The following is a 19,952-nucleotide window of genomic DNA, read 5'->3' as shown; positions in this document are numbered from 1 at the left end:
CTTTGCGCGCCTTATCGGACGCGCGGCGCTACGGCAATCAGAGACCGAGCTCGGTCTTCACCGCAGCCAGTCCTTCGCCACCATCCTTGGTGGTCACGCCGGCAAGCCAGGGCTCGATGGCGGAGGGGTTGTCCTTGAGCCAGGCGGCAGCCGCCTTCTCCGGATCTTCGCCGTCGTTCAGGATCTTGCCCATGATCTCGTTCTCCATCTGGAGCGAGAAGTTCAGGTTCTTGAGCAAGGCGCCGACATTCGGGCATTCGGTCGTGTAACCGGCGCGCACATTGGTGTGCACGGTGGCGCCGCCGAAGTTCGGGCCGAAGACGTCATCGCCGCCGGAAAGATAGGTCAGCTTGAAGTTGGCGTTCATCGGATGCGGCTCCCAGCCGAGGAAGACGATAGGCTCGCCATCCTTCTCGGCGCGCGCCACCTGCGCCAGCATGCCCTGCTCGGAGGATTCGACGACTTCGAAGCCCTTGAGATCGAACATACTCTTCTCGACCATGTCGATGATCAGGCGGTTGCCGTCGTTGCCGGGCTCGATCCCGTAGATCTTGCCTTCGAGCGCATCCTTTTGGGCGGCGATGTCCTTGAAGTCCTTGATACCGAGTTCAGCGCCCTTGGCGTTGGTCGCCAGCGTGTATTTGGCGCCTTCGAGATTTTGGCGGACGGTCTCGACCGACTTGTCGTCGCGATAGGGCGCGATGTCGGCTTCCATCGTCGGCATCCAGTTGCCGAGGAAGACGTCGATATCCTTGTTCTTCAGGGACGTGTAGGTAACGGGGACCGAAAGCACCTTGACGTCCGTCTCATAGCCGAGCGCCTTGAGAAGGGTGGTTGCCGTCGCGGTCGTTGCGGTGATGTCCGTCCAGCCGACGTCGGAGAAGCGGACGGTGCCGCAGCTTTCCGCCTCGGCCGCGGCCGCATTGCCCGCGCTCAAGGCCGCCATGCAGATGGCCCCCGCCAGCATGAATTTGAGTGAGAATGTCCTTGTCATCGTTATCGTTCCCCTGCCTGTGTTCTTTTTTTAGCCAAACACCAATGCGCCCCGAATTCAAGGCCTTGGCGCGAGGGAAGTGTATTGCCTCAATCCGCTGAGGGGATGCACAGAGCGACGCCGAATGTCGCAATGGCCACGAAATGACGATCGTCAGTACTCATCGTGCAGCCGTGGAGCGAAGGCAGTCCGGCTGAAAATCTGTGGGTGGCGTCTCCGCGCTCTGGTCATTGCGCGCAAGCCTCGTCATTTAGCGGGGGCACCACGTCTGGGAACCGTGACCATGGCCAAGCTCTATTTCAGCTATGCGACGATGAATGCCGGCAAGAGCACGCTGCTCCTGCAGGCCGCCTACAACTATCAGGAGCGCGGCATGCGCGTCGTGATGCTGATCGCCGCCTTCGACGATCGGGCTGGTACCGGACGAATCGCATCGCGCATCGGGCTTAAATCGGACGGGATCCCGTTCCATGGCGGCGACGATCTTTACGGCCTCATCGAACGCCTGAACAACGACGGTTCCGGCGAGATTGCCTGCGTTTTCGTCGACGAGGCGCAATTCCTCGACGAGGACCAGGTCTGGCAGCTCGCGCGCGTCGCCGACCGCCTCGGCATTCCGGTCATGGCCTATGGCCTCAGAACGGACTTTCAGGGGAAGCTTTTTCCCGGCTCCATGGCTTTGCTTGCGCTCGCCGACGAGCTGCGCGAGGTCAGGACGATCTGCCATTGCGGACGCAAGGCGACCATGGTCGTGCGTCTCGACGGCGACGGCAATGTCGTGCGCGAGGGCGCGCAGGTCGATGTCGGCGGCAATGAGAAATACGTGTCCTACTGCCGGCGGCATTGGGAAGACCGGATGCGCGACGGTTGAGACGACATGCCGTCCCCTCAACAGGAGTCCCAACGATGCGATCCTTCGTCGTCGCTGCGCTGCCGGCCATTGAACGGAGTCGTCCCGGCCGGTTGAAAAAAGCCCGTCGGCGTCTCTTGTCCTGACCTGCTAAACACCCTTTATATAAGTGCAATCAAGGGCTGAGCAGTTTGGTTCACGGGCGCGATGCCCGGATGGACGAAGGGGATAGGAAATGGCTACTCTTCAGAATTTTGACGCCGAGATCGCCAAGACGCGGAGCGTCGTCGACGAGATGCGCGGCAAGCTCGAACAGTCAGGCGTCGTCCTCGAGCAGTTCGCCAAGGCGGACACCAAGCTCGGCGACGTCAATTTCGACATCGAAAACGCCCGCATCCAGGACGTCCTCAAGCAGCAGAAGGCGATGGAAGCCAATATCGCCGATCTGATCATCGGGCTTGAAGATGCGACGAACGTTTTCGGTGCCGAGTTCGAGAGCATGAAGAGCTACACCGGCTACGAGAAGTTCGTCGGCTTCTTCTCCAAGCAGTCGATGCAGCGCATGCGTACCGACCGGGTGCGCAACATGTCGCTCGCCGGCAATCTCCAGGAGCTGCTCGTCAAGTCCGACACCATCGTCGGCATCCTCAAGGAGCAGAAGGCGATCCTCGATCAGCGCTACAAGACGTCCGAGCAGAGCCTCATCCAGGTGATCGAGCGCCGCAAAGGTACGATGGCTGCGCTCGTGGAGACACAGAAGCGCATCGAGGAGCTCAATCCGCTGCTGCTCGACATCGAGAACCGGATCGCGGCTTCCACGGATCAGACGACCCGTACCGATCTCGAGGCGGAGCGTTCGCGTCTCGCTACCGAATATAACGAGAAGCAGGCCAAGGAACAGGAACTGCTCGCCGAGAGCCAGACGCTCGAGCGCTACACCGCGATGTTCCAGACCTTCGTCGATTCGCTCAACAACCAGATCGCCGCGCAGAACACGCTGATCAACAAGCTGACGATCGATACCGAACAGCGCATCGTGCTCTACAAGTCGCTGGAGGATTCGCTGAAGACGGCGGCACAGCAGGATGTGGCGCACAAGATCAACACGCTCGGCAGCCAGGTCGACACCGCCGCCGAGGAAACGATGGCTGGAATTGGCGCCGCGGCCCAGCGCCATATCGGCGATCTGCTCGAGATGCATGAAAAGAACATGCTTGCGACGCAGGATATCCAGCGGCGCAAGAAACTGGCCGACGACGCCTTTGCCCGTCGCTTCCAGACGGTGATGGACAAGCACAATGCCGCAAACTACGTGAAGCAGTGATCGGCAAGGCGGCAATGACCAGCTTTCCGACCGCCTTTCGGCATTTGCCGGAGGGGTTTCAATGAATACAGCCGTCTCCCCCGCCGTCAGGCAATATTTCACCTCGATCCGGGCCGCGCTGGCGGGGCTCGAACTATTCCTCGGCGACCGCAATTCGCCGCTCTATCGCAACACGGTCGTTGGTGAAGTCATCGTTCCGTATCTGGCGCGGCTGAAGGCGTCGGTCGCCTGCTGGGAAAACCGCATAGGCTTCGTCGAGCACTTCCGGATCTCGCGCGCCGAGAGCGGCTTTCCGGTGTTCCAGAATGTGCTGGAGCTCGAGAACGACCGGCAGAGCGCCGAGAAGCGACTGGCGAGCATCCCGCCCGCCGATGCGCTGCGCGAGGAAATGGTCGATTTCATCCTGCGGCAGAAGGCCTTTCCGGAGGCATTGCAGGCCCGCATGGCGGAGCGGCTCTATCTCGAGCAGATCGGCAAGGGTGACATCTTCTCGCCCTTCATCCTGCCGCAGACGATCCGGGTCGCCGTCAATCCGAAGACGATGCGGCCCTATTACGTCGTTGCCTGGGGGGCCTTTGACGGCACGCAGACGCTTCCGCTGATCTACATGGCGACGATCGAGGACTCTTCGGAAAATATCGTCGAGATGCTGGTAACCGAGGACGGCAAGCTCAATCTGGAGATCGAGATCCCCCTGCCGGTCGGCGGACTGCTCAATCCAGAGCTTGCAAGCCGTTTCGACGATTTCGCCTCGAAGAACAGCGCCTATTCGCTCACCCCCGTGACGATCGCCACCAATCTCGACAAGGATTTTCCGGAACTGCATCCGAAGCAATTGAGGCGCATCGTCCTCGGGCCGTTCTATTCGGCCGGCATCACCGAGAACAATGCCAGGATCAACGACATCCTCTCGAAGGTGCGCAAGACGGAGAATGCCTGGCTCTTGACCTGGACGGTGCAGGAGGTCTTCTCCAAGGCCGAGCGCCCCGCCGAGCGCGGCTTCTGGTCCTCGACGCCGGCGCAGGAAGAGTTTCACATCGATACCGACAACCTCGAGGCGGCGCGCATGGGCGTCAGCGCTTATGAGAAACATGCGCTGGTGCCGCACGATGCCTACCAGGCGCTCTACGCGGCCGGCGAGGCGACGCAGGTTTTCGGCGACTACAAGGTGCATGTGATCTCCGGCAACCAGGTGGTAAGCGAGGTTTGAGATGACGCTGAATACGGGCCTGACGACGCTGCACGAGGACGACATCGCCAAACATCAGGCGGTGGCGCAGAGCCTGGTGACTAAGCTCGCCCTCCTCGAGCGGGACGAGCCTTCGGCGGGCACGCCGCTTGCGGGCACCGGCCGCCGCTTCGTTTCGAGCGTCTCGACCGGCGGCCAGCGCCGCACTCGCGAGGTGGAGCTCGCCCGGACGATCCAAACGGTGCGCGGTGCCGATCCGCTGCTGTCGCCGGCACAGCATGGCGTCCTCTACCGCACGCGGCGCGGCATCCAGGTGGCGCTGGCGGTGGCGGACGTGTTCGCGCGGCAGACGAACCTCGAACAATTGCAGGCGCGCAATGCCGCCACCCCGCTTGCCGGCGAAGACGCGAGCCATTTCAAGGCGCTGCTTTCGGCAGCCGCCTATGTCGCCGCTTTCACGCTGGCCGCCTATCTCGGCGCGACGCTGCAGGGGGAGGGGGAGCCGGTCGACGATGCCGCCGAGCCGGACTTCCTCTTCGACACGCCGCAGGACGCGTTGAAAAGCATGGTCGCCGCACTCGACAGGAGCATTGCTGGCGCCCCGGACGATCTTGCCCTGACGGCCCGCGCCCGCGCCTTCTCCCGCGTCGCGATCGAGGGCCTGCTCGCGCGCAAGGCGCGCTTCAGCGGGCTGCAGAACTTCGAGAACGTCCACCTCCGGCTAGACCAGGACGATTTCACCTTGAACGGTTTCGATGTCGCACCCGGGCAGAAGCGTAAACCCCTGGTGATGACCTTCAAGAAGCCGGACGAGATCATCGGCAACCACATCGCCAAGTATCAGGCGCTGAAGCTTGCCAAGATGCTGATGGCCTACGACTTCGACCGGCAGATGAATCCCTTCGTCGAACTCGGCGGCTTCCTCTTCACTTTCATCGGCGACGGCATGCCGGGCACCGGCAAGACCATATTGATCCAGATGCTTGCCGGCATGCTGCACGACTATTGCGGCGTCGCCGGCTATGCCTTCCACTACGAGAACTTCGGCGTCGACCAGATATCCTCCTACCAGGGCAAATCGGGCCAGAACTGCAAGGAGTTCGTCAACAACGTCATCAACCCGCGGGCGATCGGATTCGGCACGATCGACGATGTCGACCAGGTGACGGCGAAGCGCTCCGACGACCGCGCCTCGGCCGGCCAGCACGAGGTGACGGCGGTGCTGATGGAGAGTTTTGCCGGTGCCTCGACCGTGGTGCGCGGCAATTGCACCTTCGGCATGTTCTCCAACTACCCGGAGAATGTCGACGATGCACTCCGCCAGCGGGCCGGCGCGCGCTGGCTGGTCGACGGGCCACAGACGGAAGGTGATTACATCGACATTTTCGCGCTGCTGGTCGGCAAGAACCACAAGATCCCGCTCGGTCAGCACGACCTCTTTGCCGGCCAGGAAATCAAGCGCGCCGTGTCGCAATCCTACGCGGCGCATGCGCGGCCGCAGGAGGAGGGCCTCGCCACCGTCTGGGAGCGTTACGAGAAGGAGAAGGGCAAGATCGCCTCGCTCGCCGATGTCGGCGCCTATCTGCACATGATCAAGGAGGCGGAACCCCGCTTCACCGGCCGGGCGATCCGCAACATCACCGACGCGATCAAGATGCGGGCGATGGACGTCGAGCTGCCGGACGACTGGTTCAGGGACGCAGGTTCCTTCATGCACAAGTCCTACGACGAGAAGAAGGCGATGATCGAGGAACTGCGCGGCCCGATCACCATCGACATGGTGCTGCAGGAAATCAACCGCTACGCCGACAGCGAATTCCGCTACACCGACAAGTCGGATGACGCCGCCATCGCCGAGATCATCCGCCGCGAGCGCCAGCGCGAGAAGGCGATCCGCGAGATCGAGACGATGAAGCGCGAGGGCAGGTGGCAGGGATGATTGATTGCCTTGTTGCCTTGGGCTTTGTTAGCGCCTTGGGCTTTGCCCCTCACCCTAGCCCTCTCCCCGCTCGCGGGGAGAGGGGACATCGCTGGGCAGGACAGCGCAGGTTCCTGCCACAAATATCCGTTTCTCGCGTTCTCCACGAAAGACCCGATGTGCCGACAGCGATGGAAATGGGTGAGGCGCGAACGCGGACCTCGTCCCCTCTCCCCGCGAGCGGGGAGAGGGCTAGGGTGAGGGGCAACTCTCCGGCTGCGAGGCGCCAATGAGAGGAGCCAACGAAAGCCGGACGCAGCGCGCCAGAGATCTCAGACAAGGCGACAACGACGCAGAGTCGATCCTGTGGTCGGAACTGCGAGACAGGCGTCTCAACGGCTTCAAGTTCGTTCGGCAACTCCCGATCGGGCCGTATTTCGCTGATTTCGCTTGCCGCGACGAGCGTCTGGTCGTTGAAGTAGACGGCAGCCAGCACGCCGAGAGTAGCCGCGATGCTGCGCGTGATAAGTACATGCTCCTGAACGATTGGAGCGTGGCTCGCTTCTGGAACATGCACATATTCAACGATCGGGCCTCCGTTCTTGAAACAATCGTCGCCATTCTGGAGAGGCGTCTGACGGCTGAGGTGAGTGCAGTGGATTTAACGTTCATTCCGGCGGGTGGAAGAGATGGTTGACGTATCGGGATTTGTCGCGCCCTCTGCCCCTCACCCTAGCCCTCTCCCCGCTCGCGGGGAGAGGGGACGTGGCCCCGTGGGCGAATTGACCGGCGCGAATCAACGCTGCAGCATCCCCCCTCCCCGCGAGCGGGGAGAGGGCCAGGGTGAGGGGCAGAGCGTGCCCCGCGCCGCGCCCCGGAGAATTTCCGCATGAAACGTCTCCTCGAAGCCGAGCTCATCTATGGGCGGCTGCTCGACGTTTCCGAGCCGCACCTCGTCGCGCGCTATAACAAGGCGCTCGAAGGCTTCGGGTTGAAGTCGACGGCGCTCGAGCGATTCAGCATCGATATGACCGGCTTCTCGCCGGAGATCGCTCAGGAGCTGGGAGACCGCGACTATCTCGATCCGAACCGGGTCAACCGGCGCTTCATCGTCCTGACGCCCGCCCAGGCGGAACTGCCGGTCGTCCATACGAGCTTTTCCAACACCGCGGCGCTGATGCACGAGTTCTTCAACGCCAACATGCGCGCGATCAACGCCGTCACGATCAAGGACGCGCTTTACGGCGAGATCGAGGATTCGGTGTCGGTGGTCGAGGACATCGACGATCTCCTGTCGATCAACGAGGTCCGCTTCCGGGTGCTTTCCGCCGAGGACATGCTCGGCAAGGCGGCGGAGCTCCGGGAGCTCGTGGATCGGCTGAAGAAGGTGCCGACCGCCTGGTCCGACGACGCGATGCTGGACCGGATGGTGGAACTTGCCAAGTTGACCGGCGACATCCGTCAGAATGCACTCGTCCCCGAGGAGCTGGTCTTCCGGCACGAGGCTTTCTGGGCCAATCATTTCGGCGGCGTCTATGTCTTTCTCGACCAGAAGACGACGACGGTGATCTGCGATCCTTCGGTGCCAGGCTTCCGGCGCTCGCGGCCCTGGCAGGTGAGCTATATCGCCATCAGCGATCACGCACGCATCTACGATTTCCTGGCGTCGACCAACCGGCTGCAATTGCCGCAGGCCTCCTGGGTGCAGGAATCGGGCCTGTTCCAGCACCGGGCGGACATGGCTATCCGCGGGCTGATCAACGAAGCCGATCCGGACGCCGATCTCCTCAATGCCGACCGGATCTGGCTGCAGACCTGGATCCATCGCAATGCCGCGCTGGTGGCGCGCGACGGCACCTATCCGTTCCTGCAGGAAATCACGCGGGCGATCGCTGCGACGGGCACGATCAAGATGCAGGAGATCGCCCCCGAAAACCGCTTCCTGCTGGTGCGGGCTGCGCCCGACCATCCGGACAAATGGCTGGTCAACCAGCTCATCTCACAGCTCGTGCCGCGCGACTTCGTGTCGCGCTTCGTGTTCGATAAGCAAGGCTTTTATGGTGCCTACGAGCACTACGGCGAAAAGTTTCGCGAATATGTTGTGGCAACACTGACGGGCACATATCTGAAAGACAAGGCCGCCTTCCGCCACAGGCTTTACGGTCTCAAAGAGGAATAGAACATGCTCGATCCGATCGTTGTGTTTTTTCAGCGCGTGTTCACGGCGATCGGCCGCGGCATAGGCCTGGCGGTTGCCTGGCTCCTCTGGCCCTTCGTGGCGCTCGGCAACTGGTATCGAGGAAGGAGCTGGATCATCAAGGGCCCTATCGGCCTGGTGCTGCTCGCGCTGGTCTTCTTCTACGGCTACTTCGTCTGGCAAACGCAGGCCTGGACCAATTTCGATCCGGATTACGTTGATCGTTACAAGCTGTCCCAGCGCAAGGTGCCGGCCGGGTCGCCGATCAGCGGCCCCGGCGCCACGACGGGACAATCCGGTAGCGCGGCGCCTGCCAGCCAGGCCGCCGTAGTGGCCCCCTCCGACGCGTCGACGACCGAAGCGCTCGATATGGCGCAGCTGCCGGCCGGCACGGTCTGCCAGACTTCGGCGGTGGTCGATGTGGCGGCCGATCTCATCGACCTTAACGTCAACCAGAACGCCTGGATCTCCTCGATGCTCGCCTACAAGCTCGGGCTGTTCGGGCTCGACTGGGACGACACGCCCTGGCTCGACAACCAGGCGTCGTTCCAGCGCGGCATCAACCAGGCGGTGCGCCGCACCACTGTCGAGCTGGTCGACTCGCTTGGCCGGGTGCGCGGCACGTCCGGCGTCAACAACGACCTGCAAAGTGCCCGCGGCAACATCCAGTTCGACGAAGAAACCTGGTATTTCGGCCTCAATCCTTTCGGTCCGAAGACCCCGACCCCAAGTTTCTATCGCGCCGCGATGCGCGATCTCCGGAAATTCAATGTTTCGCTCGGCAAGTGCGAGGCGATCTTCGACGGCCGGTCCGACAATATGGTGGAGTTCCTCGACCGTATTGCCAATGACCTTGGCAACACCTCGGCGATCATCCGCGAGCGTTCGGAATTCCACAATGGCGGCTGGTTCGATACGCGCGCCGACGACCGCTTCTGGTTCGCCTTCGGTCAGCTTTACGGCTACTACGGCATCCTCTCCGCGGCCGGCGCCGATTTCCAGAACGTCGTCGCGCAGCGCGGCCTGTCTCCGATCTACACGGAAACGATGAAGCAGCTTCGCTCGGCGCTCCGCATCCAGCCGCTCATCATCTCGAACGGCCGCGAGGACGGCTGGATCATGCCGACGCATCTGGCGACGATGGGATTTTACATTCTCCGCGTGCGGTCCAACCTCGTGGAGATGCGCGACATCCTTGCCCGTTGACGGACGGCATGGCAGCGTAAGCGCAAAGAAACGAAGCGTGCATCTCGCAGAGGAGGCGGGCTGCGCGCAGCAAAGAGGGGGGAAGCCATGCCGGAGGTCAAGTCCGATATCGAGATCGCGCGTGCTGCACGCAAGCAACCCATCATGGAGATCGGCGCGAAACTCGGTATTCCGCCGGAGCACCTGCTGCCCTACGGCCATGACAAGGCTAAGGTGAGTGCCGAATTCATAGCGGCGCAGAAGGGGAAGAGAAGCGGCCGGCTGATCCTCGTGACGGCGATCAACCCGACGCCGGCCGGCGAGGGCAAGACGACGACGACCGTCGGCCTCGGCGACGGGCTCAACCGTATCGGCAAGAAGACCATCGTTTGCATCCGCGAAGCCTCGCTCGGCCCCTGCTTCGGCATCAAGGGGGGCGCGGCCGGCGGCGGTTACGCCCAGGTCGTACCGATGGAGGACATCAACCTACATTTCACCGGCGATTTCCATGCCATCACCTCGGCGCACAACCTGCTCGCCGCGCTGATCGACAACCATATCTACTGGGGCAACGAACAGGCCATCGACATCCGCCGCATCGCCTGGCGGCGGGTGATGGACATGAACGACCGGGCACTGCGCCAGATCATCGGCTCGCTCGGCGGCGTCGCCAACGGCTATCCGCGTGAGACGGGGTTCGACATCACCGTCGCCTCGGAGGTCATGGCGATCCTGTGCCTTGCCGCCGACATCAAGGACCTGGAAAAACGCCTCGGCAACATCATCATCGGCTACCGGCGTGACAAGAGCCCCGTCTACGCGCGGGACATCAAGGCGGACGGGGCGATGGCGGTCCTGCTCAAGGATGCGATGCAGCCGAACCTGGTGCAGACACTCGAGAACAACCCGGCCTTCGTTCATGGCGGCCCCTTCGCCAACATCGCGCATGGCTGCAATTCGGTCGTGGCGACGACGACGGCGCTGAAGCTTGCCGACTATGTCGTGACAGAAGCGGGTTTCGGCGCGGATCTCGGCGCGGAAAAATTCTTCGATATCAAGTGCCGCAAGGCCGGCTTGAAGCCGGACGCGGCCGCCGTCGTTGCCACCGTCAGGGCAATCAAGATGAATGGCGGCGTGAAGAAGGACGACCTCGGCAAGGAGAATCTCGAGGCGCTCAGGAAAGGATGCGCCAATCTCGGGCGCCATGTGCAGAACGTCAAGAAATTCGGCGTGCCGGTGCTCGTCGCGATCAATCACTTCACCTCCGATACGGAGGCCGAGATCCAGGCGATCAAGGATTATGTCCGCACGCTCGGTTCCGAAGCCGTCCTGTGCCGGCACTGGGCTGAGGGCTCGGCCGGCATCGAGGAATTGGCGCACAAGGTCGTCGATCTGGCCAATGCGGGACACTCACAGTTCTCGCCGCTTTATCCGGACGACATGCCGCTCTTCCACAAGATCGAGACGATCGCCAAGGACATCTACCACGCCAATGAAGTCATTGCCGACAAGCTGGTGCGGGAGCAACTCAGGACCTGGGAAGACCAGGGCTACGGGCACCTGCCGATCTGCATGGCGAAAACCCAATATTCCTTCTCCACCGACCCCAATCTGCGCGGCGCCCCGAGCGGCCATGCGGTGCCGATCCGCGAAGTCCGCCTTGCGGCCGGCGCCGGCTTCGTCGTCGTCATCACGGGCGAGATCATGACGATGCCGGGCCTGCCGAAGGTACCGTCTTCGGAGAGGATCCGCCTCAATGAAGCAGGCTACATAGAGGGCTTGTTCTGACGACGGTGCAGCCCACCGTCGTCAATCGAGGCCGCCGATAAAGTCCGCCTTGCCGATCGGCACGCCCTTGTGGCGCAGGATGTCGTAGGCTGTGGTCAAATGGAAATAGAAGTTCGGCAGCACGAACTTCAAGAGGTAGTCGTCGCCGCTGAAGTTCACCTTCAAATTCGGAAAGTTGAGGGTCACTTCGCGCTTCTCACTGCCATCGAGGTCTTCCGGCGTGACGTTTGCGAAGAACGCCACCGTCTTGGCAATCCGCGCGCGCAGATCGGCGAAGCTCTGCTCGTCGTCGGGAAAACGCGGCACCTCGAGCGTCGTCAGCCGTGCGATCGCGTTCTTGCTCGTGTCGCTCGCCCGCTGGATCTGGCCCGACAGCGGCAGCATGTCCGGAGCGAGCCGTGCGTTGAAGAGATCGTCGAGCGGCGTGCCCGATTCGACGGCAAAAGCCTCGGCCTTGTCGAGGAGCCCGCCGAGCGCGGAAAAGCCGCGCGTGAAGACGGGAATCGAGAGCGTGTACATTGTCAAAGGCATGGGATTTCCTCGCTTAAGGCTTTGCGGACGGTGCCGCTGATAGATCGTATCGAGCGGGGTTGGGTTCAACCAGCCGCGGAAATCTTTGCCGATCCGAAAGAGAATTCGTGCTCTGCTCGATTTGCGCCCGGTGGCGCGCTACCTTGGAAACACAATGACACCTTCGGAACTTCAGGCTTATCTTCATGCGCATATTCCTCTCTCCGCTGCCATGCAGGTGGAAGTGGCGGCAGTGGCGTGGGAACATGTCCTCCTTCGCGCACCGCTGGCGCCGAATATCAATCATCGTGAAACGGTTTTCGGCGGGAGCGCTTCGGCATTGTCGATTCTCGCGGCCTGGTCGCTGCTGCATGCCCGGCTTCGCTCGAGCGGCATTGCCAGCCGCCTGGTGATACAGAGCAACCGGATGGATTATCTGTTGCCGATCGCCGGTCCTTTTTCGGCGCGCTCGAGTCTCGAAGACCCTGATCAATGGCCAGGATTCATGCGCCTGCTCGAACGGCGGGGCAGGGCGCGTCTCAAGGTGACGGCCGAGCTCATGGCCGAGAGCGGGGTTGCCGGTCTGTTCTCCGGCGAATTCGTGGCGCTTGGGTATGAGACGGCGCGGATATAGCTATCGACAATAGCGATAGCCGTTCTTCCGTTCGATGACGTCGAGATGCAGGTGGTCCTCATGCGCCGCATCGCTGCCCGGATCGAGCACGGTCTTAAAGTACAGACAGGCGGAGGCGGTGACGGCGCGCTGGAAGGCGCCGGTCAAGGTGCCGTCTTCGTCGCGGGGCTGGATCTCGATGGTCTTGCCATCCGACAGGCTGAAGGAAGCGATGTCCACCGCGTTCCCACGGGCGTGCTCGGAGATCTTGCCGGTATTCGCATTGTTGCGCAGCCGGCAGACGTAGGTTGAAGCCTGGTTCAGGGCTGAAAGACGAGCGTCGGGCCCGAAAGCGGTCTGGGCGGCTGGCGTGGCGGTCTCCCTGGTCCAGCGGGCGAGCGCCAAGGCGGTCTCGCAGCGCATCACGCCCTCCGGCTTTAGCGCGACGCCCGGCAGTACCGACGTTACGCGGATTGGCTTGTCGATCCCGCAGCCCTTCCCGTCATCGACGCGAGCGGTCTCCGCAAAGGCAGCGCCGATCTCCTTGAGTGCCGCGAGACAGGATGCATAGGCTTTCGGCTCCTCGGTTTCGATCTTGAGAACAGTCTCCTCGGGGCGCACAACATCGTCTTTCCAGCCAGGTGGCAAGCCTCGCCCGGGCTCCACTTTTCCGCGCTCGCTCGCTTGACGCCCACCCTCAGGGGCAGGCTTTGGTGTGGGTGTTGGCTGCTCGCCTTGAACCGCTTCGGGCCTCGGCACCGGCAGTGGGCCTCTCTTCGGAAGAGTCGCCCCGGAAAGCACCAAGGCAGACATCAGAATTGCTCCGACAGCGCGCATGCAGGTCCTTCCTGTCTGTCATGATCAAACGCACGAGAGAGCATTCCTGTTTCAAATTGTGCTGAAACTGAGGAAGGGGCGCGTGGTACAGCGTTTGCTAATGCAGCCCCTAAAATTATATTGACTTTTTCACTCATGTTTTTTATGTGGCCTAAATAAGGCGACGGCATGGCCGTCTCGCCCGAAACCCGACACCTGCCCAGCCAGCCCTTGAGTGCCGCTCAACAGCAAGCCCGGCCAACATTTTCAAAGGACTGGTCCATGCTCAACCGGCATCATCGCCTGGCTCTTCTCGCATGCACGGCGACACTCGCGTTGTCCGTCGCCTCCAACAGCTTCGCGCAAAGCGCGACGGCGTCCCAGCAGACGGAGGCCGAAGAGGCAGAAAAGAAGGGCGAGACCTATCTCTCGCCGATCGTCGCCAAGGGCGGGCGCGAGGCTGATCCCTATGCGAAGCCCGGTCCGTCGAGCGTCGTCAGCACGGACGAAATCGAGCTTCAGGCCGGCCAGGAGACCGACGATCTCCTGCGCAGCGTGCCCGGCACCTCGACGGCGAACAACCCGCAGAACCCCGGCGTCGCCGTCAATATTCGCGGTTTCGAAGGTTCCGGCCGCGTCAACATGATGATCGACGGCGTGCGCCAGAACTTCCGCTTCACCGGCCACGAGGCCCAGGGCTTCGCCTATGTCGATCCCGCCTTCCTTTCCGAGATCGATCTGACCCGCGGCGCCGTCACCGGCGTCGGCGGCGGTGCGCTGGCCGGTTCGGTCAACTTCAAGACCTACGACATCGAGGACCTGATCCAGGACGGCAAGAACTATGGCGGCCAGGCCGTCGCCACCTATGGCAGCAATGGCGCCGGCTGGTCGGAATCACTGCTCGGTGCCTATCGCTTCAACGACGTCTTCTCGGTGCTCGGCGGTATCAGCAAGAGCGATCCGGGCAACTACGACAATGGCGACGGTATAGAAGTGCCGTTCACCGAGGAGGATCTGCTCTCCGGGCTCATCAAGGCCGAGATCACGCCGGACAAGGACCATTCGTTCAAGTTCAGCGCGATGTCCTATGACAATGACTTCTTCGCGAACTCCTATTTCCAGAACGTGACGAACCAGACCGTCAGCGCCAACTATGCCTATACGCCCGACAACGAACTGATCGATCTGCGCGCCAACGCCTACTGGAACAGGCTGCGGATGAAGTACGATACCAATCTTCTGGGCGCCGGCGCGGCGGCCGGGCGGCGGATCACCGACACCGGCACCGGCTTCGACATTTCGAACACCTCGACATTCGACCTCGGCGAGGTTACCGTCCGCTCCAACTACGGCGTCGAGTATTTCCAGGATGACTACGACGTCATCAACAGCGCGGCGCAGCCGACCGGCGGTGTCAACGGCAGCGGCAAGAACGCGACGACCGGAATTTTCAATTCGACGACCTTCACCCATGGCATCGTCGATTTGACCACCGGCCTGCGCTATGATCGCTTCACGATCGACGGCACCGGTTCGGTCAGCGCCGGCAATCCGCTCGGCATGCCGGCGGGCGCCTATAGCGTCGACGAATCGGATGGCCGCCTCAACCCGAGCATCACGCTGGCCGTCAATGCCACCGAATGGCTACAGCCCTACGTGACCTATGCCGAGACCTCGCGCGCTCCGACGGTCAACGAGATATTCGTGGGCGGTTCGCATCCGGGTGGATTCCAGATGTTCTTCCCCAACCCGTTCCTTCAGCCGGAAATATCCAAGGGCTGGGAAATCGGGGCGAACATCAATCTGGACGACCTCATTGCTACGGGAGACAGCTTCCGCCTGAAGGCGAACTATTTCCACAACAGGGTGGACAACTATATCACTGCGGCCTTGGCCGGCGGCGGGATGCAAATATTCTTTGTCAACAATCCCGGGATATCTACGGTTCAGGGCTTTGAACTGCAGGCAGCCTATGATGCGGGCTACGTCTTTGGCGACCTTGCCTACACGCATACGGAGAGCGATCTCCCGTCACAGGTCAATGGCTTTGGCGTACAGAGCTTCCTTCCTGACGACATCGTAAGTGCGACCCTCGGGGCGCGCTTCCTCGAGGAACAGCGCCTCACGGTAGGTACGCGTATCTATGCCGTTTCCAATGCCTTCATCGGCGAGGAGAACGCGGGGGCAAGCGGATCCGCCACCGTCCCCGGTTATGGGCTCGTCGACCTCTTCGCGAACTACAAGTTCGAGAACGGTCTCGAACTCACCGGCAGCGTCACGAACGTTTTCGACAAGACCTACACGCCGGCCTCGAGCACGATCGCCGGCAGCACGGTCGACACCGGTCGGGGCCGGACGTTCCTCGTAACGGCGAAGGCGAAGTTCTGAGCTTCGATGCGTCGGCGACTGCGCAGGAGGCGGCTCGAAGGGCCGCCTCTTTTCTTTGAGGCGCGAACGGCCGGCCCCGGTGTCGTTTTCCCGCTTGCGTGAGACCACGAGCCACGCTAACACTTCGCCCATGGCAAACACGCAGAACATTTCGATCTGGTGGTGGGCTCGCTGAGGCGGCCTTGACCAGTCATGCGTGATTGAGACATGAAGCCGCCCGGAGATTTCGAGGCGGCTTTTTCGTATTCGGGCCGCGTGGAATGACCGGGCTTTTTTTACGGAGCGAGACGAATGGCAACGGTAATTCTGGACGACGGCGCGGAGAGTTACACCACAACGGGTGGCATCGTCGTGACGCGCAGGCGGCGCGATGCCTCCTACGCGGACGCGATCGCCTCCTATGTGGACAAGCTCGACGAGCGTCGCGGTGCGGTCTTCTCGTCGAACTACGAGTATCCGGGCCGCTATACCCGCTGGGACACCGCCGTCGTCGACCCGCCGCTCGCCATCTCCTCCTTCGGTCGTTCGCTCTGGATCGAAGCCTATAACGAGCGCGGTGAAGTGCTGTTGGCGCTGATCGCCGAACACCTGAAAAGCGTTGTCGACATCACGCTCGGCGCCTCGAACCGCCGCCGTCTCGATCTCAGCATCAATGAGCCCGATCGTGTCTTCACCGAGGAAGAGCGCTCGAAGATGCCGACCGTCTTCACCGTGCTTCGCGCCGTGACGAACCTGTTCCATTCGGAGGAAGACGCGAGCCTCGGCCTCTACGGCGCCTTCGGCTACGACCTCGCCTTCCAGTTCGACGCGATCGACCTGAAGCTCACCCGGCCGGACGACCAGCGCGACATGGTGCTCTTCCTGCCGGACGAGATCCTCGTCGTCGACCACTACGCTGCCAGGGCCTGGATCGATCGTTACGATTTCGCCAAGGACGGGGTCTCGACGGAGGGCAAGGCGGCGGATATCGCGTCCGACCCGTTCCGCACCGTCGACAGCATCCCGCCGCACGGCGATCATCGTCCCGGCGAATATGCCGAGCTCGTCGTCAAGGCGAAGGAAAGCTTCCGCCGCGGCGATCTCTTCGAAGTCGTGCCGGGCCAAAAGTTCTACGAGCGCTGCGAAAGCCGCCCCTCGGAGATTTCCAACCGGCTGAAGGCGATCAACCCGTCGCCCTATTCGTTCTTCATCAATCTCGGCAACCAGGAATATCTGGTCGGCGCCTCGCCGGAGATGTTCGTGCGCGTTTCCGGCCGCCGCATCGAGACCTGCCCGATCTCCGGCACGATCAAGCGCGGCGACGATCCGATCGCCGACAGCGAGCAGATCCTCAAGCTTTTGAATTCGAAGAAGGACGAGTCCGAGCTCACCATGTGCTCGGACGTCGACCGCAACGACAAGAGCCGCGTCTGCGTGCCGGGCTCGGTGAAGGTGATCGGCCGCCGCCAGATCGAAATGTATTCGCGGCTGATCCACACGGTCGACCATATCGAGGGCCGGCTGCGCGACGACATGGACGCCTTCGACGGGTTCCTCAGCCACGCCTGGGCCGTCACCGTCACCGGCGCGCCGAAGCTCTGGGCGATGCGCTTCATCGAGAGCCATGAGAAGAGCCCGCGCGCCTGGTACGGTGGCGCAATCGGCATGGTTGGCTTCAACGGCGACATGAACACCGGGCTGACGCTGCGCACGATCCGCATCAAGGACGGCATTGCCGAGGTGCGGGCGGGTGCGACGCTGCTCTACGATTCCAATCCGGAAGAGGAAGAAGCCGAAACCGAACTGAAAGCCTCCGCCATGATTGCAGCCATTCGCGACGCGAAATCCGCCAACAGCGCCAAGGCGGCGCGCGACGTCGCCCCCGTCGGCGCCGGCGTCAACATCCTGCTGGTCGACCACGAGGACAGCTTCGTCCATACGCTGGCGAATTATTTCCGCCAGACCGGCGCGACGGTGACGACCGTGCGCACGCCGGTCGCCGAGGAAATCTTCGACCGGGTCAAGCCTGACCTCGTCGTGCTTTCTCCCGGCCCCGGCACCCCGAAGGACTTCGACTGCAAGGCGACGATCAAGAAGGCGCGGGCGCGCAGCCTGCCGATCTTCGGCGTCTGCCTCGGCCTGCAGGCGCTGGCCGAGGCCTATGGCGGCGATCTCAGGCAACTGGCGATCCCGATGCATGGCAAGCCGTCGCGCATCCGCGTGCTGGAACCGGGCATGGTCTTCTCCGGTCTTGGCAAGGAAGTGACGGTGGGGCGCTATCATTCGATCTTTGCCGACCCATCGACCCTGCCGCGCGATTTCATGATCACCGCCGAAAGCGAGGACGGAACGATCATGGGCATCGAGCACGCCAAGGAGCCGGTGGCCGCCGTGCAGTTCCATCCGGAATCGATCATGACGCTCGGCGGCGACGCCGGCATGCGGATGATCGAGAACGTCGTGGCGCATCTGGCGAAAAGGGCGAAGATCAAGGCCGCTTGACGCCCTCGCAGGCGGGTGGCTGGAGCAGAAGCGCGAAGTTGCGATCACGCCTTTGACAAGCCGTTCATTATCGCCCATATGATGCATGAATATCCGCCTGCGCGAAAACCCGCGCGGGCGGTTTTGCGTTTCAATGGGCATGCATTTGCAACTCGTTTGCATCTGCACGAGGAATGAAGATGACCGCGTCCGACAACCGAACGGTTCTAAGGCTCGCCTTTTGGGGCATTCCGCTTTCGCTCAGCGTCATGGGGCTGAAGTTGCTTGCGTGGTGGGTGACGGGGTCGGTCGCACTGCTGTCCGACGGCCTGGAATCCCTGGTCAATGTCGTCGCTGCGGTGATCGCCTATGCGATGATCGGCTACGCAGCGAAGCCGGCGGACGCCGGCCACCCCTTCGGACATCACAAGGCGGAGTATTTTTCGGCGGTCATCGAAGGTGTTTTGATCGTCGTGGCGGCGCTCTTGATCCTCTGGGAGGCGGTGCCCGAAATGATGGCGCCGTCGCTGCTGAACGCCCCGGCACTCGGCCTTGCGATCAACTTCGGTGCGGGTGTTGTCAATGCGCTCTGGGCCTATGTCCTGATCCGCGCCGGCGAGGCGCACCGGTCGCCGGCGCTGAGCGCCGACGGGCATCACATCCTCTCGGACGTCGTCACCTCGGCGGGGGTGCTGGCGGGCCTTGTTCTTGCCATCGCCACCGGCTATGCCATCCTCGATCCCCTGCTTGCGGTGGTCGTGGCCGGCAATATCCTGTTCCAGGGCTGGACGGTCATCTCGCGCTCGATCGACGGGCTGATGGACAAGGCCGTGCCGGTGGAGGAAGAGGAGGCGATCAAGCAGGCGATCGCCGCCGCTGCCGGCGGATCGCTTGGCGTCCATGACCTGAAGACACGACAGGCGGGTCCGGCGACCTTCGTGGATTTCCACATGGTCGTGCCGGAGACGATGCCGGTCGGCGACGCCCATGATATCTGCGACCGGATCGAAGATGCGATCCGCGCCGTTCATCCGGGCGCGAGGATCGCCATTCATGTCGAGCCGGAAGGCGAAAAGGCGCACGGCGTGCGTGTCAAGACTACAGCGTCGCGCGTCTGACCAGACGCGCAGAGTGGAGCATCACGGAAATGACGAAGACGGACGTATCAGGACTTTCACAACTGGGAACAAAGGTCGACCTGCCGCAGAGCCCCGAGGAAGCGGTACTGGAACGGGTGCCCAGCGGCCATGAGGGCACGGATTTCGTCGTCCGCTTCACGGCGCCGGAATTCACCTCGCTCTGCCCGATGACCGGACAGCCGGACTTCGCCCATATCGTCATCGACTACGTGCCGAACGGCTGGCTGGTCGAATCGAAATCGCTGAAGCTGTTCCTGCATTCGTTCCGCAACCACGGCGCCTTCCACGAGGATTGCACGATCGACATCGCCAAGCGGCTGGTGTCTCTGCTGTCCCCGAAGTGGCTTCGGATCGGCGCCTACTGGTATCCGCGCGGCGGCATCCCGATCGATGTGTTCTGGCAGACCGGCAATCCGCCGGAAGGCGTCTGGCTGCCGGACCAGGGCGTGCCGACGTACCGCGGCCGGGGGTGAAGCGGCGGGGAGTTCCCGCCGCCTACTGCATGTGTCCTTAAATCGAGCCGATTTAAGGACACAAACATGCAGCGATTCAAAGTTCTACAGCGACCTTTGTGCGTCTGA

Annotated in this window: 17 protein-coding genes; 14 read left to right on the top strand and 3 right to left on the bottom strand. The window is 62.3% G+C overall.

Annotated elements, in window-relative coordinates:
* Positions 1–37: 37 nt before the first annotated feature.
* Complete coding sequence (locus N181_RS03540) at positions 38–994, bottom strand: choline ABC transporter substrate-binding protein (RefSeq protein WP_037396076.1); 957 nt, start codon at positions 992–994, stop codon at positions 38–40.
* 283 nt (positions 995–1,277) lie between these two features.
* On the opposite strand from N181_RS03540, the gene N181_RS03535 reads away from it, so the two are divergent.
* The 8 genes from N181_RS03535 to N181_RS03500 all read left to right on the top strand — a co-directional run bounded on the left by N181_RS03535 (position 1,278) and on the right by N181_RS03500 (position 11,445).
* Positions 1,278–1,865 (top strand): thymidine kinase, encoded by a 588-nt coding sequence (locus tag N181_RS03535; protein ID WP_037396078.1) that lies wholly within the window; start codon positions 1,278–1,280, stop codon positions 1,863–1,865.
* 214 nt (positions 1,866–2,079) lie between these two features.
* On the top strand, positions 2,080–3,168 hold the full coding sequence (locus N181_RS03530; RefSeq protein WP_037396079.1) for a hypothetical protein: 1,089 nt from the start codon (positions 2,080–2,082) through the stop codon (positions 3,166–3,168).
* A 61-nt stretch (positions 3,169–3,229) separates the two neighbouring features.
* Complete coding sequence (locus N181_RS03525; protein WP_037396081.1) at positions 3,230–4,378, top strand: hypothetical protein; 1,149 nt, start codon at positions 3,230–3,232, stop codon at positions 4,376–4,378.
* 1 nt (position 4,379) lies between these two features.
* Positions 4,380–6,296 carry an AAA family ATPase gene (locus N181_RS03520; protein ID WP_060563241.1) on the top strand — a complete coding sequence of 639 codons (1,917 nt, stop codon included), beginning with the start codon at positions 4,380–4,382 and terminating at the stop codon, positions 6,294–6,296.
* Positions 6,297–6,564: 268 nt separating this feature from the next.
* Entirely contained in the window at positions 6,565–6,972 is a 408-nt protein-coding gene (locus tag N181_RS03515; protein ID WP_014329165.1) for an endonuclease domain-containing protein, read from the top strand.
* A 192-nt stretch (positions 6,973–7,164) separates the two neighbouring features.
* Positions 7,165–8,454, top strand: coding sequence for a DUF6638 family protein (locus N181_RS03510; RefSeq protein ID WP_037396098.1), 1,290 nt, complete (start codon positions 7,165–7,167; stop codon positions 8,452–8,454).
* Between the two features lie 3 nt (positions 8,455–8,457).
* On the top strand, positions 8,458–9,678 hold the full coding sequence (locus tag N181_RS03505) for a DUF2333 family protein (protein WP_014329163.1): 1,221 nt from the start codon (positions 8,458–8,460) through the stop codon (positions 9,676–9,678).
* 87 nt (positions 9,679–9,765) lie between these two features.
* Complete coding sequence (locus N181_RS03500) at positions 9,766–11,445, top strand: formate--tetrahydrofolate ligase (RefSeq protein ID WP_037396100.1); 1,680 nt, start codon at positions 9,766–9,768, stop codon at positions 11,443–11,445.
* Between the two features lie 21 nt (positions 11,446–11,466).
* Here N181_RS03500 and N181_RS33635 read toward each other — a convergent pair whose 3' ends face one another.
* A complete protein-coding gene (locus tag N181_RS33635; protein WP_037396102.1) occupies positions 11,467–11,976 on the bottom strand; it encodes a DUF1993 domain-containing protein in 510 nt (169 codons plus the stop codon).
* A gap of 154 nt (positions 11,977–12,130) precedes the next feature.
* Here N181_RS33635 and N181_RS33630 point away from each other — a divergent pair, with 154 nt between their 5' ends.
* Positions 12,131–12,589, top strand: coding sequence for a YiiD C-terminal domain-containing protein (locus N181_RS33630; protein ID WP_014329160.1), 459 nt, complete (start codon positions 12,131–12,133; stop codon positions 12,587–12,589).
* On the opposite strand, the gene N181_RS03485 is transcribed toward N181_RS33630, so the two are convergent.
* A complete protein-coding gene (locus N181_RS03485) occupies positions 12,590–13,405 on the bottom strand; it encodes an extensin-like domain-containing protein (protein WP_037396104.1) in 816 nt (271 codons plus the stop codon).
* A 261-nt stretch (positions 13,406–13,666) separates the two neighbouring features.
* Between N181_RS03485 and N181_RS03480 the strand changes: the two genes are divergently transcribed.
* The 5 genes from N181_RS03480 to queF all read left to right on the top strand — a co-directional run bounded on the left by N181_RS03480 (position 13,667) and on the right by queF (position 19,844).
* Entirely contained in the window at positions 13,667–15,772 is a 2,106-nt protein-coding gene (locus tag N181_RS03480) for a TonB-dependent receptor domain-containing protein (RefSeq protein ID WP_037396106.1), read from the top strand.
* Positions 15,773–15,902: 130 nt separating this feature from the next.
* Complete coding sequence (gene trpLE / locus N181_RS33930; RefSeq protein WP_178385068.1) at positions 15,903–15,947, top strand: trpE operon leader peptide TrpLE; 45 nt, start codon at positions 15,903–15,905, stop codon at positions 15,945–15,947.
* A gap of 116 nt (positions 15,948–16,063) precedes the next feature.
* Positions 16,064–18,253, top strand: coding sequence for an anthranilate synthase (locus tag N181_RS03475; protein ID WP_037396108.1), 2,190 nt, complete (start codon positions 16,064–16,066; stop codon positions 18,251–18,253).
* 179 nt (positions 18,254–18,432) lie between these two features.
* On the top strand, positions 18,433–19,350 hold the full coding sequence (locus N181_RS03470) for a cation diffusion facilitator family transporter (RefSeq protein ID WP_037436620.1): 918 nt from the start codon (positions 18,433–18,435) through the stop codon (positions 19,348–19,350).
* 29 nt (positions 19,351–19,379) lie between these two features.
* Positions 19,380–19,844 carry a preQ(1) synthase gene (gene queF, locus N181_RS03465; RefSeq protein ID WP_014329155.1) on the top strand — a complete coding sequence of 155 codons (465 nt, stop codon included), beginning with the start codon at positions 19,380–19,382 and terminating at the stop codon, positions 19,842–19,844.
* Positions 19,845–19,952 lie beyond the last annotated feature (108 nt).

The organism is Sinorhizobium fredii USDA 205 (assembly GCF_001461695.1).
Lineage (GTDB): Bacteria > Pseudomonadota > Alphaproteobacteria > Rhizobiales > Rhizobiaceae > Sinorhizobium > Sinorhizobium fredii.
The sequence above is the reverse complement of the archived record's forward strand: the minus strand, read 5'-3'. Positions and strand labels throughout refer to the sequence as shown.

Excerpts from the sequence above, each read along its gene's own strand:
- N181_RS03540 (WP_037396076.1), bottom strand. The coding sequence starts at position 994 with ATGACAAGGACATTCTCACTCAAATTCATGCTGGCGGGGGCCATCTGC.
- N181_RS03535 (WP_037396078.1), top strand. The coding sequence starts at position 1,278 with ATGGCCAAGCTCTATTTCAGCTATGCGACGATGAATGCCGGCAAGAGC.
- N181_RS03530 (WP_037396079.1), top strand. The coding sequence starts at position 2,080 with ATGGCTACTCTTCAGAATTTTGACGCCGAGATCGCCAAGACGCGGAGC.
- N181_RS03525 (WP_037396081.1), top strand. The coding sequence starts at position 3,230 with ATGAATACAGCCGTCTCCCCCGCCGTCAGGCAATATTTCACCTCGATC.
- N181_RS03520 (WP_060563241.1), top strand. The coding sequence starts at position 4,380 with ATGACGCTGAATACGGGCCTGACGACGCTGCACGAGGACGACATCGCC.
- N181_RS03515 (WP_014329165.1), top strand. The coding sequence starts at position 6,565 with ATGAGAGGAGCCAACGAAAGCCGGACGCAGCGCGCCAGAGATCTCAGA.
- N181_RS03510 (WP_037396098.1), top strand. The coding sequence starts at position 7,165 with ATGAAACGTCTCCTCGAAGCCGAGCTCATCTATGGGCGGCTGCTCGAC.
- N181_RS03505 (WP_014329163.1), top strand. The coding sequence starts at position 8,458 with ATGCTCGATCCGATCGTTGTGTTTTTTCAGCGCGTGTTCACGGCGATC.
- N181_RS03500 (WP_037396100.1), top strand. The coding sequence starts at position 9,766 with ATGCCGGAGGTCAAGTCCGATATCGAGATCGCGCGTGCTGCACGCAAG.
- N181_RS33635 (WP_037396102.1), bottom strand. The coding sequence starts at position 11,976 with ATGCCTTTGACAATGTACACGCTCTCGATTCCCGTCTTCACGCGCGGC.
- N181_RS33630 (WP_014329160.1), top strand. The coding sequence starts at position 12,131 with ATGACACCTTCGGAACTTCAGGCTTATCTTCATGCGCATATTCCTCTC.
- N181_RS03485 (WP_037396104.1), bottom strand. The coding sequence starts at position 13,405 with ATGCGCGCTGTCGGAGCAATTCTGATGTCTGCCTTGGTGCTTTCCGGG.
- N181_RS03480 (WP_037396106.1), top strand. The coding sequence starts at position 13,667 with ATGCTCAACCGGCATCATCGCCTGGCTCTTCTCGCATGCACGGCGACA.
- N181_RS03475 (WP_037396108.1), top strand. The coding sequence starts at position 16,064 with ATGGCAACGGTAATTCTGGACGACGGCGCGGAGAGTTACACCACAACG.
- N181_RS03470 (WP_037436620.1), top strand. The coding sequence starts at position 18,433 with ATGACCGCGTCCGACAACCGAACGGTTCTAAGGCTCGCCTTTTGGGGC.
- queF (WP_014329155.1), top strand. The coding sequence starts at position 19,380 with ATGACGAAGACGGACGTATCAGGACTTTCACAACTGGGAACAAAGGTC.